The sequence below is a fragment of the Bordetella muralis genome, assembly GCF_965139205.1.
Classification (GTDB): Bacteria; Pseudomonadota; Gammaproteobacteria; order Burkholderiales; family Burkholderiaceae_B; genus Bordetella_A; species Bordetella_A muralis.
Map to the genome: position 1 here is coordinate 135,723 of NZ_CBCSIU010000004.1, position 15,470 is coordinate 151,192.

General features: G+C 59.1%; 16 protein-coding genes and 1 tRNA gene. 9 read left to right on the plus strand and 8 right to left on the minus strand.

Going from position 1 to position 15,470, the window contains the following annotated elements:
* Positions 1–27: 27 nt before the first annotated feature.
* The 5 genes from ACNA0I_RS09070 (at position 28) to ACNA0I_RS09090 (ending at position 5,119) form a co-directional block, all read left to right on the plus strand.
* Positions 28–1,164 (plus strand): acyl-CoA dehydrogenase family protein, encoded by a 1,137-nt coding sequence (locus ACNA0I_RS09070; protein ID WP_415805748.1) that lies wholly within the window; start codon positions 28–30, stop codon positions 1,162–1,164.
* 176 nt (positions 1,165–1,340) lie between these two features.
* On the plus strand, positions 1,341–2,351 hold the full coding sequence (locus ACNA0I_RS09075; RefSeq protein ID WP_415805749.1) for a tripartite tricarboxylate transporter substrate binding protein: 1,011 nt from the start codon (positions 1,341–1,343) through the stop codon (positions 2,349–2,351).
* Positions 2,352–2,456: 105 nt separating this feature from the next.
* On the plus strand, positions 2,457–3,515 hold the full coding sequence (locus ACNA0I_RS09080) for a dipeptidase (RefSeq protein ID WP_415805750.1): 1,059 nt from the start codon (positions 2,457–2,459) through the stop codon (positions 3,513–3,515).
* A gap of 24 nt (positions 3,516–3,539) precedes the next feature.
* On the plus strand, positions 3,540–4,106 hold the full coding sequence (locus ACNA0I_RS09085; protein ID WP_415805751.1) for a DUF2889 domain-containing protein: 567 nt from the start codon (positions 3,540–3,542) through the stop codon (positions 4,104–4,106).
* Positions 4,107–4,336: 230 nt separating this feature from the next.
* Positions 4,337–5,119: an enoyl-CoA hydratase/isomerase family protein gene (locus ACNA0I_RS09090; protein WP_415805752.1), complete on the plus strand. Its 783-nt coding sequence runs from the start codon at positions 4,337–4,339 to the stop codon at positions 5,117–5,119.
* Between the two features lie 84 nt (positions 5,120–5,203).
* On the opposite strand, the gene ACNA0I_RS09095 is transcribed toward ACNA0I_RS09090, so the two are convergent.
* The 3 genes from ACNA0I_RS09095 to ACNA0I_RS09105 form a co-directional block, all read right to left on the minus strand.
* Positions 5,204–6,559: a type II toxin-antitoxin system HipA family toxin gene (locus ACNA0I_RS09095; RefSeq protein WP_415805753.1), complete on the minus strand. Its 1,356-nt coding sequence runs from the start codon at positions 6,557–6,559 to the stop codon at positions 5,204–5,206.
* Positions 6,560–6,562: 3 nt separating this feature from the next.
* Positions 6,563–6,823 (minus strand): helix-turn-helix domain-containing protein, encoded by a 261-nt coding sequence (locus ACNA0I_RS09100; RefSeq protein WP_415805754.1) that lies wholly within the window; start codon positions 6,821–6,823, stop codon positions 6,563–6,565.
* Between the two features lie 264 nt (positions 6,824–7,087).
* A tRNA-Gly gene (locus ACNA0I_RS09105) sits at positions 7,088–7,163 on the minus strand.
* Between the two features lie 132 nt (positions 7,164–7,295).
* Between ACNA0I_RS09105 and ACNA0I_RS09110 the strand changes: the two genes are divergently transcribed.
* Together ACNA0I_RS09110 and ACNA0I_RS09115 are read left to right on the plus strand one after the other, a co-directional pair.
* A complete protein-coding gene (locus tag ACNA0I_RS09110) occupies positions 7,296–8,060 on the plus strand; it encodes a hypothetical protein (RefSeq protein WP_415805755.1) in 765 nt (254 codons plus the stop codon).
* 136 nt (positions 8,061–8,196) lie between these two features.
* Entirely contained in the window at positions 8,197–9,588 is a 1,392-nt protein-coding gene (locus ACNA0I_RS09115; RefSeq protein ID WP_415805756.1) for a GntP family permease, read from the plus strand.
* A 23-nt stretch (positions 9,589–9,611) separates the two neighbouring features.
* On the opposite strand, the gene ACNA0I_RS09120 is transcribed toward ACNA0I_RS09115, so the two are convergent.
* The 4 genes from ACNA0I_RS09120 to ACNA0I_RS09135 form a co-directional block, all read right to left on the minus strand.
* Positions 9,612–10,511 (minus strand): DMT family transporter, encoded by a 900-nt coding sequence (locus ACNA0I_RS09120; protein ID WP_415805757.1) that lies wholly within the window; start codon positions 10,509–10,511, stop codon positions 9,612–9,614.
* 70 nt (positions 10,512–10,581) lie between these two features.
* Positions 10,582–11,187 (minus strand): FMN-dependent NADH-azoreductase, encoded by a 606-nt coding sequence (locus tag ACNA0I_RS09125; protein ID WP_415805758.1) that lies wholly within the window; start codon positions 11,185–11,187, stop codon positions 10,582–10,584.
* Positions 11,184–11,615, minus strand: a complete 432-nt coding sequence (locus ACNA0I_RS09130) for a carboxymuconolactone decarboxylase family protein (protein WP_415805759.1) — start codon at positions 11,613–11,615, stop codon at positions 11,184–11,186. Before ACNA0I_RS09130 ends, ACNA0I_RS09125 begins: the two co-directional genes overlap by 4 nt.
* Positions 11,616–11,667: 52 nt before the next feature.
* Positions 11,668–12,099: a GNAT family N-acetyltransferase gene (locus tag ACNA0I_RS09135; RefSeq protein WP_415805760.1), complete on the minus strand. Its 432-nt coding sequence runs from the start codon at positions 12,097–12,099 to the stop codon at positions 11,668–11,670.
* Positions 12,100–12,189: 90 nt separating this feature from the next.
* Between ACNA0I_RS09135 and pdxR the strand changes: the two genes are divergently transcribed.
* Positions 12,190–13,614, plus strand: coding sequence for a MocR-like pyridoxine biosynthesis transcription factor PdxR (gene pdxR, locus ACNA0I_RS09140; protein WP_415805762.1), 1,425 nt, complete (start codon positions 12,190–12,192; stop codon positions 13,612–13,614).
* 3 nt (positions 13,615–13,617) lie between these two features.
* Here the strand turns inward: pdxR and ACNA0I_RS09145 are convergent, their stop codons facing one another.
* Positions 13,618–14,370, minus strand: coding sequence for an IclR family transcriptional regulator (locus ACNA0I_RS09145; protein ID WP_415805763.1), 753 nt, complete (start codon positions 14,368–14,370; stop codon positions 13,618–13,620).
* A 104-nt stretch (positions 14,371–14,474) separates the two neighbouring features.
* Here ACNA0I_RS09145 and ACNA0I_RS09150 point away from each other — a divergent pair, with 104 nt between their 5' ends.
* Entirely contained in the window at positions 14,475–15,464 is a 990-nt protein-coding gene (locus ACNA0I_RS09150) for a Bug family tripartite tricarboxylate transporter substrate binding protein (protein WP_415805764.1), read from the plus strand.
* The last annotated feature ends 6 nt before the right edge of the window (positions 15,465–15,470 follow it).

Genomic DNA, 15,470 nt, shown 5'->3' on the forward strand with positions numbered 1-15,470 from the left:
CGTCCAACGACCTCATCAAGGAAATTTATGGATTTCAAACTTTCTGACGACTCGCTCGCCATGCAAGCGTCTACGCACAAAGTGGTCAACCATTTGCTCGAGTACGAGCAGCACTTCCACGAGACAAACGAGGTGCATAAGGACGTGGACGAAACCTTGCGGGAGATGGGCTACTACGGGTTGTCCATCCCTGAGGAGTTTGGTGGGACCCCTGTGGACAAAGTCACATTGGCATTGATCCAGATGGAACTCGCGCGCATGCCGCCGCAGTTCTGGCCGTCCATACGCCAGGCATTGGGGCCAATCCCACAATTGCTGCTCCTGCACGGCACGGCGAAACAAAAGGACAAATGGCTGTCACGGATCGCGGCTGGTGCCACCGCCTGCTTCGCGCTGACCGAGCCGGACGCCGGATCAGACGTCGGAGCGATGCGAACAACTGCGGTGAAGAAGGGCGACAGATGGGTCCTCGAAGGTGCCAAGACGTACATCTCGAACGCCGAACGCGGCGACCTGTTTCTTGTGTTTGCCAAGACCGACCAGAGCAAAGGCCGCGATGGCGTGTCGGCATTCCTCGTAGAGCCGACGACTGCCGGCTTCAGCATGAGCAAGCCCATTCGCACCATGGGCTTCATGACGAACGGTGTCTACGGACTGACGTTTGACAACTGCGAGATCCCTGCAGAGAACTTGCTCGGCGAGGAGAACCGCGGGTTCTACTACGCGGTATCGGGGCTGAACGAGGCTCGGGTCAACGTTGGCTGTCAAGCGCTGGGTGGCAGCCAGATCGCGTTTGAGCACGCGCTTCAGTACGCCAAGGATCGCGTGACGTTCGGTCAACCACTGTCGAACCATCAAGTTGTGCAGCACATGTTGGCCGATATGGCGATGGAGCAGCATGCCGCACGAATGCTGCTGCTGGAAGCGGCATGGGGCCTGCAAACCGGCGTGGACGTGCGCTTGAAGTCCTCTTACGCCAAGGTGTTCTGCACCGAAGTTGCCAATCGCATTGCGGATAGAGCTTTACAGATTTTTGGCGGTGCGGGCTATATCAAAGGCATGGTGGTAGAGCGGGTCTACCGCGAGTTGAGGGTCATGCGAATCTTCGAGGGGGCGAACGAGATTCAGCGCAACATGATTGCAAAACAGTTGCTAGGAGACTAGTGGGCGAAGGCTCTGTTCGGCCAATGCATAAAAACAGCCACATTATGGACTCCCTACTTTCGATTTGTGGCGCCGAAATTACGATTCAGTGACTCAGCTTCGGGCTGACTGCCGTGACCTGAGCGCCGCCATAGCGTTGTTCGACGATGATTTTTTATATAACTAGAGTGAGACAAATGAAATTCCAGAACACTTATTCGAGCCGCCGCAACTTCCTGCTGGTCGCTGCAGCCGCCTCCCTGTTGCCGCATTTAGCGTTCGCCCAGGTACCCGCCTGGCCCACCCAAGCGGTGAAAATCGTAGTGGGTACCGGCCCGGGCTCGCAGACCGACATGGTCGCTCGCCTTCTGGCGCCTCGGTTGGAGGCAATGTGGAAGCAGCCAGTCATCGTGGAGAACAAGGCGGGCGCGGGGGGCATCATCGGCACCGAGTACACGCTGGCCGCGAACGACGGCCACACGCTTCTCATGGCCAGTCCGAGTATGCTCCTGGCAAAGTACACAGCCCCCAAGCTCCGCTTCGATCCTCTGACGGACTTGATACCGGTCTACCGTGTTTTCAACACGCCGGTCGTGTTCGTCACCAATGCGAAAACGGCGCAGCGCGCGAAGACGATGGCCGAGTTGGTGGAGTTGAGTAAATCCACGCAGCAAGGGATCTTTTTCGGCGGAGCCGGTCCCGCGTCGTTCTTCACCGTCTCGATGTCGGCTCTGGCGAATCCGATGGGATTGCGCTATTCGACAATAGATTACAGTGGCGTGGGTCCAATGATCTTGGGTCTTCTGCGCGACGATACGCAACTTTCCATAAGCGGGTATCTCTCGGTGAAAGGTCAGATCGATTCAAAGGAGTTGCATGCGCTCGCGGTGATCGACAGTACGCGACTCGCTCGTCTGCCGGACGTACCCACGCTCGAAGAAGCCGTCGGCTACAAGGGCTTTCTGCCCATATCCTGGGGCGGGATCTTTGCGCCCAAGGGCACGCCCACGGCAGTGGTCGACGTCATTGCGCGCACCTTCGGAGCCTTGTATGCGGATGAACCGGGGCGCAAGTTGTTGGAGGCTCGCCTCGCAGGCGCAGGCACGTTGGTCGAGTCGTCGCCGGCGCAGTTCTCCAAGGAGTATGAGGAGGAGGCGATCGTGTGGGAGAAGTCACTCGCTGGACGTGAGACCGCCGTTTCGCAGTAATACTAAGCCAAATTGACTGCGACGTTTACCGTCTGACAAGCTATGTGCTGCGCTCATTTTCACTCGTTTGCCACCCCGTGCCACCATTCGATCTGGAGCACGCCGATGGCGTCTGTTCAGGCCATTCTCAACGGCGATGTCGGACCCAACGGTTCGACCGAAGCGGCCCGGGTTGCCGAGTTTGGCGTTAAAGCGTTGGCGGTGTTGCGCAAACACATCTCGGTAGATGTCCATACGCACGGCGGACCGCAGGGCATCTACTCGCCGGCCGCTCCTAACGGGACGCTCGCTGCCGGGATGCGGGCCGGCTCCCTTGCCGCCGTGTGCCTGTCGGAAATTCCGGACGAGCCTCTTCTTGGCAGGAATGCAGCGGGGGTCACAGGCATCACACGTTCGCCGAAGCCGGGTGAACTCTACAGGCACCATCTAGAACGACTCGCGTGGGTTGACGAGATGGTGACCCACCATGGCTTGCAGCGCGCATTGACAGCAGCCGACCTGGCATCGGCCCACGCCGCAGGCCAGCCGTCGTTGGTCGGAGGCGTTGAAGGCTTGGACTTCATGGAAGGGAAGCTGGAGCGATTGGAGGAAGCACACCAGCGCGGCATCCGTTCGGCTCAGCTTGTGCACTACACCCCAAACGATATAGGTGACTTCCAGATGGGCGTCGTGACGCACGAAGGATTGACCGAACTTGGCGTCGAGGTGATTCGGGAGTGCCATCGGTTGGGAATGATCATCGATGTTGCACACGCCACTGAACAAACGGCCAAAGCCGCGGCGAGAGTCTCTACCAAGCCGCTGCTGCTTTCACACACCGCGCTTGCCGGTTCTCGGGCGATGGCATCGACCCGATTGGTCGCCCGTTGCGTGAGTGCGGACCATGCGAGGGCGATTGCAGAGACCGGTGGTGCCGTCGGGATCTGGGCCATATTTCCTGACCTGGAAAAGTACGTCGAGGGACTGAAGGAAATGGCTGACATCATCGGGGTGGACCATGTCTGCGTGGGGACCGATCAACAAGTCGCCCCCGGTGCGCTGCAAGACTATGCGCAGTGGGTCAACCTGATCGCGGCGATGTTACGTGGCGGATTCACGCCCGAAGAGGCGGGGAAGATCGCGGGTGGCAATTACATGCGCATCTTCCGTGCTGCGATGGGATGAAGCACTCACGAGGTCGGAGATTCCATGAATACAGATACAGTGACTCGCGAAGAGTTGCACCACCGCGACGTCGACTTGCGATTTTACCGTCGCAGTGACGGCCTCTTCGAGGTCGAAGGGCGACTGGTCGACACCAAGACACACCCGTTTCGTCGCTTGTTGGCTGAAGAGGATGCCCCGCCAGGTCACCACCTGCACGACATCACCGTTCGCCTTGTGCTAGATGCTGAGCTCCGAGTTCATGCTGCGGATGCAAGAATGTCGGCGACTCCGTTCAGCATCTGCCCGGGGGCTGCAACTGCGCTGCAGGCGCTGGTGGGTCTCAGCATCGGTGCAGGCTGGAACAAGCGCGTACGCGAACTGCTTAGGGGCGTGGCGTCCTGCACGCACATTGTTGAGCTGTTGGGTCCCATGGCCACGACCGTGCTGCAAGGCATCGCGCCGCTACGCCTCGCGTCGACTGATGACCCTGAAGACGACGCACAGCGTCGTTTTCGTGTGGACAGCTGTTACGCGTTCGCGGCAGAGCGCGAAGTTGTGGTTCGCCTGTTGCCGCGCCGGCAGCGCGAGAAACTAGGCACGTCGATCTGACCGGGTCTTTTACCAAAATCAGAGAAAAGTGTGTGACTTACGAGTGATTGCCCAGCGTCACTGGCGTGTCGGCGAACTGGTTGAAGCCGTCGCTATGCTGTTCGCGCGGCTCGTCCGCGAATACCAAGCGGCATGCCGACGCGGGAAGTGGGACCGAGTCACCAAGGACTGAAGGGGCAACATGCCATTCACAACACGCGCGATGTCGCATCAGAATCGAGAGCCTTTTTATGACCACTGATATTCCCCTGCTGCTTGAGCGTGAAGGCGCTGTGGCTTCAATTTGCTTTAACCGGCCGTCGGCGCTCAACGCCATCGACCCGCCCATGGCGCGCGCATTTCTCTCCATTGTGCGCGAATTGGCCGTCGACCCGAGCGTGCGTGCCGTGATCATGCGCGGGGCTGGAAACGGCTTCATGGCCGGAGGTGACCTGGCTGTGTTGAATGCCGACCCGCGACGCGGAGCCGCAGAGCTGATCGGGCCTTTGCACGAGGCCGTTCGTGTGCTGGACACTATGGATGCCCCGCTTGTCGCGCAGGTCCATGGTGTGGCGGCCGGCGCGGGACTGAGTCTGATGCTGCAGGCCGACTTCGTGCTAGCCGCCGCTGGCACGCGCTTCAATCTCGCGTACGCGAACATCGGCGCTAGCTGCGACGTCGGCGCCTCATGGGCACTGCCGCGCCGGGTAGGGCTGAGGCGCGCGCTGGAGATTGCACTGCTTAGCGATACGTACGACGCGGATGCCGCTGAACGCATGGGCTTGATCAACCGTGTGGTACCAGCCGCAGAGCTGGCGGCCGAGGCGTCGGCGCTGGCGCACCGGTTGGCGAATGGCCCAACCCTGGCATTGGGTCACCTTCGTCGATTGATGCGCAGTTTTCAGGACCGCGACCTGGCGGGCCAACTCGACGCCGAGGCAGCTGCCTTTCAGGCCTGCGCTGCCACTGACGACTTTCGTGTCGGCGTTGATGCCTTTCGACATCGGGAGACACCGTCTTTCACCGGCCGTTGAATCCTACTTTCTTTGCTCTTTCTTTATCGACGCAGCGGCGTGCTGGCCGACGCCAGGGTGAACACGCCTCTTACTCATCTGACGCTAACCGGCCAGCCTATCGGCGGCGTCCTGCAGGCCGTTGAGGATGCTGTCTGCCACGTGTTGAGGAAAGCCCTCTGGCAGTAGCGCTCGAACCGTCTTTACGACCCCCGGTGTGCGCGCTACCAGATCGTCCAGGACATGCTCCACCCCCTGGCCGTTTGGGGTTACCACGCCATGTTCGGTACCCACGGCAACCCAGTGCCGGCGTAGGATATTCCGCACAACCCAATGAGGACTCTTCGAGCGCACAGCCATGGCCATCTTGGCTTTATACGGCGACAACTGGTTCGCGCCTTTGCCGATGATAGGGTATGCCGAGAGCACGTCGTATAACGGCGTGAGTTCGTAGGTGCCGCCCTGGCGCAGAAAAATGCTGAAGTTCTTCGCGTGACCGTCTGTGGCGCAAAGCATCCAGAATAGGACCTGCGCCTGAAAGAACATGCGCCGGTCGCGGTCCGGGGAGCGCGACGTGGCCAACAGCTTCATGATTTGGCGTACGCCGGGCCCGCCATCGGACTCGTACTTCAGGTGCGGCGGGGTGCCCGTCGCCTGGCACATGTCTTCCTGGGGCAGGCGGATGAGCCAGCGCTTGCCTTCTTCGGTCTCCCACCACATCCGGTCGAACCGCTCGACTGCCAGCACCTTCATATCCTCGAACATCAGGGGCTTGGTGCGCGCCACCGGCATTTGGTAGGCGTGCAGGATTTCCGAGCATAGCCACTCGTTTTCGACCGAGTCGCGCATGTCGAACTTCATGTTCGCAACCAGGCCCAGAGGTAATTTAAAGATGTGGGTGGTCGGCGTCGAACCATGCGGCCGGCACCATCGGCCGTCGTACCAGAGCAGGGCTGACTTCTCCTGCGCGCCGGCGATGGAAATGCGGAAGTCATCATCGTCGGCGGCTTCTCGGCCGCCCAGCGGCGCTGACGCCAGGGTGTTGCGTAGCAGACGTGCGACCTCGGCATCGGTCATTGGAACCGCGTTCACTTCCTGCGTTCCGCCTGGTGCTTCCGTGCCGGGCATTACCTGTAGTGCGCCGACACAATCCCGGCCGACTTCGGCAAGCAGTGCGAACGCATTGGTCGAGCCGGCCTGAAACCGCCGGGCGACGCGCTCCCGGATTTCTTTACTGTCCGGCAGCAGGTTCTCGAAGTAGGTACGCACGGCATCGCCGCGGAGCAACTGATTGCCCGGGGTGAAGGGGAGGGAGAGCGACAGCGGGCGTCCTAGGCTGGAGGCCACCCAGGCGTCGTCGTACTGCAGGACCTCCCCGATATGAGGTTGCACGCTCCAGGTGCCGACGAATTCGCCGTTCATCCAGAGATTCAGGGAGCGTGTGTGCGAGCGTCGCCCCATGGCTCACCAGTTCGGGCTGGCTGGCGGCTTGATCGCCGCCGATTCGTTGGTCTTGCGCAGGACGAGCTCCACGCCCAGGATGCTCAGGAGTTCCAGCAAGCGGTCGGCGCTGACCTTTTCGGCGTTGCGTTCCAATGAGGAGAGTGTTTGCTGAGTGACACCCAGGCGCATGGCCGTAGCCGCCTGTGTCAAGCCGGCCTGCTTACGAAACGCCTGGAGCAGTGTGGGCAGTTGCTCTGCAGTGCGGACGGTGAAGTCGGGCATACAAACCTCGTGCTATATCGGTGTTTTACAAACTATAGGGTGTAAATACGAAATACGCAATGTGGTTTGTAAAACGAAAATACAAATTATGAACTGTATTTTTGATTTACAGCTTCTAGGCTGTGAAGCGATCGGGCAGTGAAGGCAGCGCGTGGCCGTAGGTAGATAGCAGACATCACTGGACGAAAAAAAGGCCGAAACACGAAGTTTTCGGCCTTTTTCAATCATCTATGAACTTTGGTGGGTGTTCATGGATAAAAATCTTGGAGCGGGAGACGAGTCTCGAACTCGCGACCTCAACCTTGGCAAGGTTGCGCTCTACCAACTGAGCTACTCCCGCATTTTGGTAACACCGGTGTCCGGCACCAAAGAAAAAAATTATAGCAGGATTTTTTCGGGTTGTGCAACTGTGACCATGCTGCGGGCGCCAGGTGCATAATTCTCCCGTTTTTAGATCTGACTTCATTGCTTCATGCCATATCTCGGACTTGGCCTTCATGTGGCCATCGCCCTGTTTTTCGCCGTTCATGCGGTGCGTAGCCAGCAAAACACCTATTGGTTGTTCATCCTGTTTTCATTCCCCGGGCTTGGCAGCATCGTGTACTTTTTCGCGATCTATCTGCCGGAAATGCGTCATTCCCGCGGGTTTCGCACGACGGCAAAGGCAGCGTCACGCTTGATCGATCCCAATCAAGCCGTCCGCAAAGCTCGGCAGGACCTGGAGCGTGCGCCGACGATCCAGCATCGCATGCGGCTGGCAGACTTACTGCTCGAGGCGGGGCAGGCTGCCGAGGCATGCGAGCAGTATCAACAGGCTGCCAATGGCCCGTTTTCGGATGACCCGGATTTGTTGAAGGGCTTGGCACAGGCGCAATATGCCATCGGCGACGTGGCGGGCGCGAAAGCGTCTTTGGAAAAGCTCTTTGTCGCGCAGCCTTCCGCGAAAGAGCAGTCAGGGCCCACATTGCTCTATGCCCGCGTATTGGCACAAACCGGCTCGGAGCAGGCGCGCGAGGCATTCGCTCGGGCTGTCACCTATGGCACCGACGCCGCGGCTCGTTGTCTGTATGCGGATTGGCTGGTCCAGCAAAACAACGAGGCGGATCGCAAACAGGCACACATGCTGTACAGCGATGTTTTGCAGGACGCAAAGCATGGTCCGCGATACGCGCGCCAACATAATCGCGAGTGGATAGATCGCGCCAAGACCGGTTTGGCCGAGATGACGCAGCGATAGCAGCGGAACCAAGCTCAGCAGACTGTCATGTGTCCCATGGAATAATCAGGCAAACGCTCGGCCGCCTTGCCCTGGAACGCAAGTGTTCTCTCGGAATCTGGCGCGGCCGTGCTGCGTGGTTTTCTTTAGGAACAACATGAGTTCAGGTGATTTTCAGCTGCTTGCGACGGCGCTTGCGAGTGTCTTGATTCTGGTGGCATTGATCGTCTCGCGCATCAAGATGCATCCGTTGCTGGCGCTGCTGGTGGTGTCTATCGGGGTCGGCCTCGTGACCGGTATGCCGATTGATCACCTGGTCAAATCGATCACCAATGGCGCGGGCAAGACCTTGGGCGCAGTAGGCCTGGTGGTCGCTCTGGGCGCCATGCTGGGCAAGGTCCTGGCCGATACCGGCGTGACCGAGAGTATTTCGAACTTCATCCTGAACCGTACGTCGGTGCGGGGCCTGCCCTGGGCGATGGCGTTGGTGGCTTTCATCATCGGCATCCCGATGTTTTTCGAAGTCGGCCTGGTGGTATTGCTGCCGCTGATTTTCAGCGTGGCACGCAAAGTCGAGGAAACCTCGACACGACGCGGTTCGGCCTATGTGTACGTGGGTGTGCCTGTCATCGCGGCGTTGGCGTCGATGCACGGCATGGTGCCTCCGCATCCCGGCCCGCTGACGGCGATTGCGACACTCAATACCAGTGTCGGCGCTACGTTGATCTATGGCTTTATCGCCGCCATTCCTGCGATTGTGCTGTCGGGACCGCTATATGCGGCGTTCATCGCGCCTCGTTTGACGGTGCGTCCGGACGAGTCATTGATTGCGCAGTTCTCGCCGCAAACCGATACCGCTGCGAATGCCTCGTCTCGCCCTGGGTTGGGTTTGGGGTTGCTGGCCGCGCTATTGCCGGCACTGTTGATGTTATGTCATGCGTTGGGTGAATTGTTGTTTTCCAAAACGTCGGCCGTCGCGCAGGTGACGGCGTTCTTGGGGAACCCAGTGATCGCCATGTTGATCGGCCTGTTGTTCGCCACCATTGCCTTGGTTTACGCCCGACGCGGCGACGCGGAACATCTGCAGAAATCATTGACCGCGAGTCTGAAGCCGATCGCGGGCGTGTTGTTGATCATCGCTGGCGGCGGTGCCTTTCAGCAAGTGCTGACCGATGCAAAAGTCGGCGATGCGATTGTCCATCTGACGCATCAGTTCGCGCTGTCACCGCTGATTCTGGGCTGGATCATTTCCATGCTGTTGTCCGTATCCACCGGTTCTGCGACGGTCGGGATTGTCGGGGCGGCAGGGTTGTTGGCGCCACTGGCTGGCACTGATGCTGCGTTGAATCTGCCGTTGCTGGCCTTGTCGATCGGTTGCGGTTCGTTGTTTTTCAACTATGCCAATCATGCCGGATTCTGGCTGGTCAAAGAGTCCTTTGGCATGACCATGGGCGAGGCGACCAAGACCATTTCGGTGGTGCAGTCGATTGTGGCGGTAGTGGGCCTGGTCATGGTGTTGTTGTTGAATCTATTGCCGCCGCTGGTGTGACGCGATCCGACGAGAGTGGAACCTCACGATCGCTTCATTACCAGATAGATTCCGGCCGCGGCGAGTGCCATGCCGGGGATCGCCAGCGCCGGCAGCGTTTCCCGCAAGACCACAAACGCAATGATTGCGGTCATCGGCGGCACGAGGAAAAACAGCGCGGACACGCGCGATGCCTCACCGCGCCGGATCATGGCCAGCAGCAATGAGATTGCCAGCAGCGAGTTGCACACGACCAGATAGGCCAGCGATCCGAACAGGCCCGCCGTCCATTGCACCTGCATGGGCTCGAGCCAGAATGCCAATGGAGCTGTGACGGCCAGGCCGACGCTGTACTGCACGGTGTTGGCCGTCAGCACATCGGCTTGCGTGCCAAAACGCTTTTCCCATAATGTGCCTCCCGCGAGGGTGAGCAACGCCAGGACCGCGAATCCCAGCCCCAGTGTCGACGTCAGCGCGATGGATGATTTAGAAAGGATCACAACGATTGCGCCGGTCACGCCCAGGATCAAACCGATCCATCTGCGTAGCCCCACGCTTTCTTTGGCGACCCAGGGCGCGAGCAGCCCGATCAGAATAGGTTGTTGCGAGGTGATCAGCGCAATCGTCCCGGCAGACGTGCCGAGTTTCAGGCTGAGGTACGTGAACGCAAAATAACCGGCCTGGATCAAGAGGCCGGTGCCGATCAGGCTGACCCATTCATGGGCTGTTAACCGAAAGCTCGGCCGGCGCCAGCAACACGCGACTAGAAGCAGCCCTACCACGCACACGTAACGCAATGCCAGAAAGGTCAGCGGGTCGGCATACTGCAACCCGGCCTTCAGGAAAACGAATCCACTGGACCAGAGCAAGAGAAAAAGCGCCGGTGAGGCGATCACCCAATAGGACGTCGATGGTGTTGCGGTTTGATTTCCGGTCTGTGGCACCGTCTTGTCCCAATGTGAATGGCTGTGTTCTCCGGCTATGAGATTAACAATCTTGCAGGGGAAAGGCCATTCACGCGAGATGGAGTGCGGTGAGCAATGCCTCTTGATCCGCTGCCAATTGCTCCGGTGTGCGAAACGCCGTTCCCTGCAGCGACAGGAACTGCACGCTGTTTAATCCCACGCATCCCAGTGCGGCGGATAGATATGGTGTCAGAAAATCCGGTTGTTTGGCGTTGTCTCCTGTGAAAAGCCCTCCGGACGCGATAGCAATATACACAGGACGATCCGGCAGCAGACCGATTTTTTCGCCGGTAGGTGCCGGCGCAAAACTGCGGCCTATGCGCACGATCTGGTCTATCCAGGCTTTGAGTACAGACGGCACCGTGAAGTTGTTCATCGGCGTGCCCATGACCAGGACATCTGCGTCTTCGATTTCCAGAATCAACTGTTCCGACAGACGTGTTGCGCCATTGGCTATGCCTATCGCCAATGTCTCGCGCGAGGCCAACGCAGTCGCGTAATCGGACTCGGCGTGCGGAATCGGATCACCGCCGAGATCGCGGCGCGTGATACGCGCATCAGGATGAGCGGCGAGCAACCGCGCCACAATCGCTGCCGAAAGCTGGCGGCTATGTGATGCGGCTCTCGGGCTGCAATCGATATGGAGAATGTTCATTGGCGCATTCCGATGGCCAGTCGATTGAATGCGCTCATCAAGGCAATCGCAAAGCATAGATCCGAGATTTCGGCATCGCTGAAGTGCGCCTTGAGCGGTTCGAAATCTGCATCGGGCGCATGCGTCAGATCCACATGCGTGAGCGATTCTGTCCATGCCAGTGCGGCGCGTTCGCGTTCTGTGAATCGTTCGCTCACGCGCCAACCCGCGACGCTATCGAGCTTGGCGGTGTCGATGCCGTCGCCGCGTAGCGATTTGCTATGCATTTCCAGGCAGAATGCGCAGCCGTTGATCTGCGACATGCGCAGCCAGATCAGTTCGATCAGCGATTTTCCCAGGCCGCTTTTTTCCAGGGCTTTTTTGGTGACCATGAAACCTTGATAGGCTTCGGGGGAAAGTGTCCAATAAGGAAGGCGTAGTGTGCTCATTGTCTGTTCCGATGAGGGATACTCAAGAATAAAAAGCAGCGATAAGAGAAATTTACAGCTGCTGACCGAAATGCAGCCCTGTGGCCAACAAGCCTTGACGAAAATAAAAGCGTTGCCCCAAAGCATTGGCCAGGCCAGTGTCCAGCACAAAATGCGCGCAACCTTGGCGGCGCGCTTCGTCGCGCACGCTGTCGATCAGCGTTGCGCCCACGCGATGCCGGCGCGAATTCCCTGTGGTGATCAGGTCATCGAGATAAAGAAAGCGTCCGTATATCAAGTTTTCCTGCAGGCGATACCCTGCCAACCCTTGAATCTGTTCGTCTCGCCAGGCTGCCAGCAGGCGGTAACCCTGTTCGGCTTGCCGGCGTACCTGGGCGGTAAAGGCACTGGCGCCGGTCAGATGCGGGCGCAATTCCCGCATGACTACAAAACCGGCTTGATAGTCTTGATCGCTCTCAAGATGTCGTAAATGAAGATCGGACATGAGATTTCCTTGTGGTGAGGCCTCTAATTTAGGAAAATCTTGACCTATCAGGTAGGTGCAAGATTTGAATAAATTAATAGGACATGATTTATGGACTGGCGTGACCTGAGGTTGAGCCGGAAGCAAGGAGGACCGGTTTATTTGCAGCTATATCGCCGATACCGAGAGGCGATCGAGTCAGGCAAGCTGTCGCCAGGTGATCGTGTTCCTTCTGTGCGCAGCCTTGCCAGCGAGTTGAACCTGGCGCGTGGAACCATCGAGACGGCGTATCAAATGCTGGTCGCCGAGGGTTATTTCGTGGCGCGCGGTGCGGCCGGGACAGTGGTGTCGCCGCGATTGGGAACGCTATCGGAGCCTGTTCACGTCAAGGCGTCCAGCTCTGGGACGCATACGTTGGCACGTCCGCTGGAGATGCTAGGAGACGATGTGCCCTTCAGGCTGGGGTTGCCTGCACTGGATGCCTTTCCACGTAAAACCTGGGCCCGCCTAGCGGGGCGCAGCCTGCGTACGCTGGAGACGGCGTCGATGCTGGCGCCCGATCCGGCGGGATACGAGCCCCTGCGGCGCGCTATTGCGGCTTACCTGGGTATTTCCCGCGGTATCGCTTGCTCGCATGAGCAGGTGTTTGTGACGGTCGGCTATCGAGGTGCGTTGGAACTGGTTTATCGCACCCTGTTGCAAGCCGGAGATCTGGGGTGGTATGAGGAGCCCGGCTATCTCTTTGCTCGACAGTGTTTACACCAACTCGGCTTGCGTTTGATGCCCGTTACGGTCGATGGCGAAGGCCTGAATGTGGATGTCGGAAAACGGCGCGCGGATCAAGCGCGTTTTGTGGTGGTGACACCGGCTCATCAGAGCCCCATGGGGATGGCGCTATCGCTGCCCCGCCGGCTGCAATTGCTGGAATGGGCCAGCCATCACCAGGCTTGGATCATCGAAGACGACTACGACAGCGAGTTTCGCTATCACGGGCGTCCCTTGCCGGCATTGAAAAGCCTGGATCGGGAGGGCAGCGTGCTCTATACCGGGACGTTTAGCAAAGTGCTGTTTCCCGGATTGCGATTGGCCTACTTGGTCGTGCCGGATTCGCAAGTACAGCGGTTCCGGGACATCGTGGAGCACATGCCGGGCGCAGGCTCAATGCTGCCGCAAGCCATGGTCGCCGATTTCATCGAGCAAGGACACTTTGCGCGGCATCTGCGCAGGATGCGTTCTCTTTATGCTGAAAGACGCACTTATGTCGTCGATGCGCTGCAACGTACGCTGGGCGATCGGCTATATGTCGAACCCCAGGCTGGAGGCATTCAAGTGATGGCGCATTTACAGGGGGAGTTTGACGACAGACACATCGCGACCCAGGCGCAGGCCAATGGACTGGCTGTCCAGGCATTGAGTCAATGGTGCATGCGTAAATCGCCGCTATCGGGATTGATCATGGGTTTTGCCAATTTCGCTACGCCCGAGGCCGCCCAGGCCGCCGTGCGGCGATTGGCGGAGTTGGTCGTCGAGCGGTAGGGTTCACACGGCCTCTCCGATTTCACGGCGAATCAGTTCTGCGATGGCGCGTTGGCGGGGGGCAGGCATTCGATCGAGAATGCACGAGACGCTGAGCGCCAACCGCGGGTACCCGGAACGGTCGCGCAATGCGACGCCAACGCCGAGTACGCCCGAGACGGCGGCATTGCCGACAGTTGCCCATCCTCTGTCACGCGTGGCTTCGACCAACAGTCTCATGTGGGCCATGGTCATGTTTCCGTATGAGCGCAACGCCTCACGGTTTTGCTGGATGACGGCTTCCGCCTCATCTGGGGGTAAAGCCGCCAGCAACGCCAGCCCTGCCGCGCCGACTCCCAAGGGCTGACGATGGCCGATGGTCACGGCCAATACCTGAACGGGGTAGCTGCCGATTTCCCGATGCAGGCACAACGAGTCGGAACCAACACGGCAGATCAAAAAAGACGAGTCGCCCGTGTGATCGCTGATGCGTCGCATGGCAGGAGCGAGCCGCGCCACTGACAGCGTCTGCTCGTCACCCAATTGCGGCCAGAGCGACGCTGCGCGGTACAGGCCCGTTTGCGGATCGCGAACGGCATAGCCTTCTTCGACGAGGACGGAGATATAGCGATAGACACTCGTGCGCTGCATGGACAGCGCCCGGGCAATCCCGTTGATGTCCAGCCCCTCGGGGGAGCGTCGCAGTGCTGCAAGGATATGCAGCCCCCGTCTCAGGGTGCTTGCGCCATGGCTACTGTTTTGGGAGTCTTTGTTCATTATTCAAACACAACATCTTTGCGAGATATCCGAGCGAGCACATCATAGATCGCACAGGACAAACCTATATTGTCCAAATAATAAACAACCCATTGGAGACTGCAATGCATTCTGTTATGCGACGTTTTGCCGGCTGCCTGACACTCGCCCTCGTGAGCATCGGCTTTGCGACTGGCGCTCAGGCGGCGGACAACTATCCTTCTCGTCCTATCACACTGGTCGTCGGCTATGCGGCCGGCGGCGCCACAGACATCGTGGCTCGTCTGATGGCGAAGTCTTTGTCGGACTCGCTGGGCCAGGCGGTGGTCGTCGAGAATCGCCCCGGCGCCAACAGCAACATCGGCGCCGAAGTGGTATCCCGCGCCAAGCCTGACGGCTATACCTTGTACGTCGGTTCGATCGCGAACACGATCAACCGCACGCTGTACGAAAAGCTGAACTACGATTTCAAGAAAGACTTCGCGCCTGTGGCATTGCTGGCCACCATACCGAACATCCTGGTGGTGCATCCCAGCCTGCCCATCAAGTCGGTGCAGGAATACATCGCTTACGCCAAGAGCCATCCCGGCAAGCTGACCTGCGCCTCATCGGGCAGCGGTTCTTCTATCCATCTGTCGTGCGAGCTCTTCAAAATGGCGACCGGCACGGATATTTTGCACGTGCCTTATCGCGGCAGCGGACCGGCGGTCGCCGATTTGTTAGGCGGGCAGGTGAACTCGATGTTCGACAACCTGCCGTCATCGCTACCGCAAGTCCAGGCAGGCAAGCTGCGTGTCCTGGGCGTGACGTCGCTTGAGCGAGTCCCCTTTGTGCCTGACGTGCCGACCTTGGCGGAATCTGGTTTGTCAGGGTTCTCTGTGCAGTCGTGGTTTGCGGTGATGGCGCCTGCAGGCACACCTGTTGCCGTCGTCGAAAAACTGAATGCCGCGATCAACAAAGGCCTGACGGGGAACGAGATGCGCAGTGCGTACGAAAACGGCGGGTTCGTGCTGCCCGCACAACCCAATACGCCGGCAACCTTGCAGGCATTCATCGATAGCGAGATCGCGAAGTGGGGCAAGGTCGTGACCTCGGCTGGCATCAAAGTGCAATAACCATCT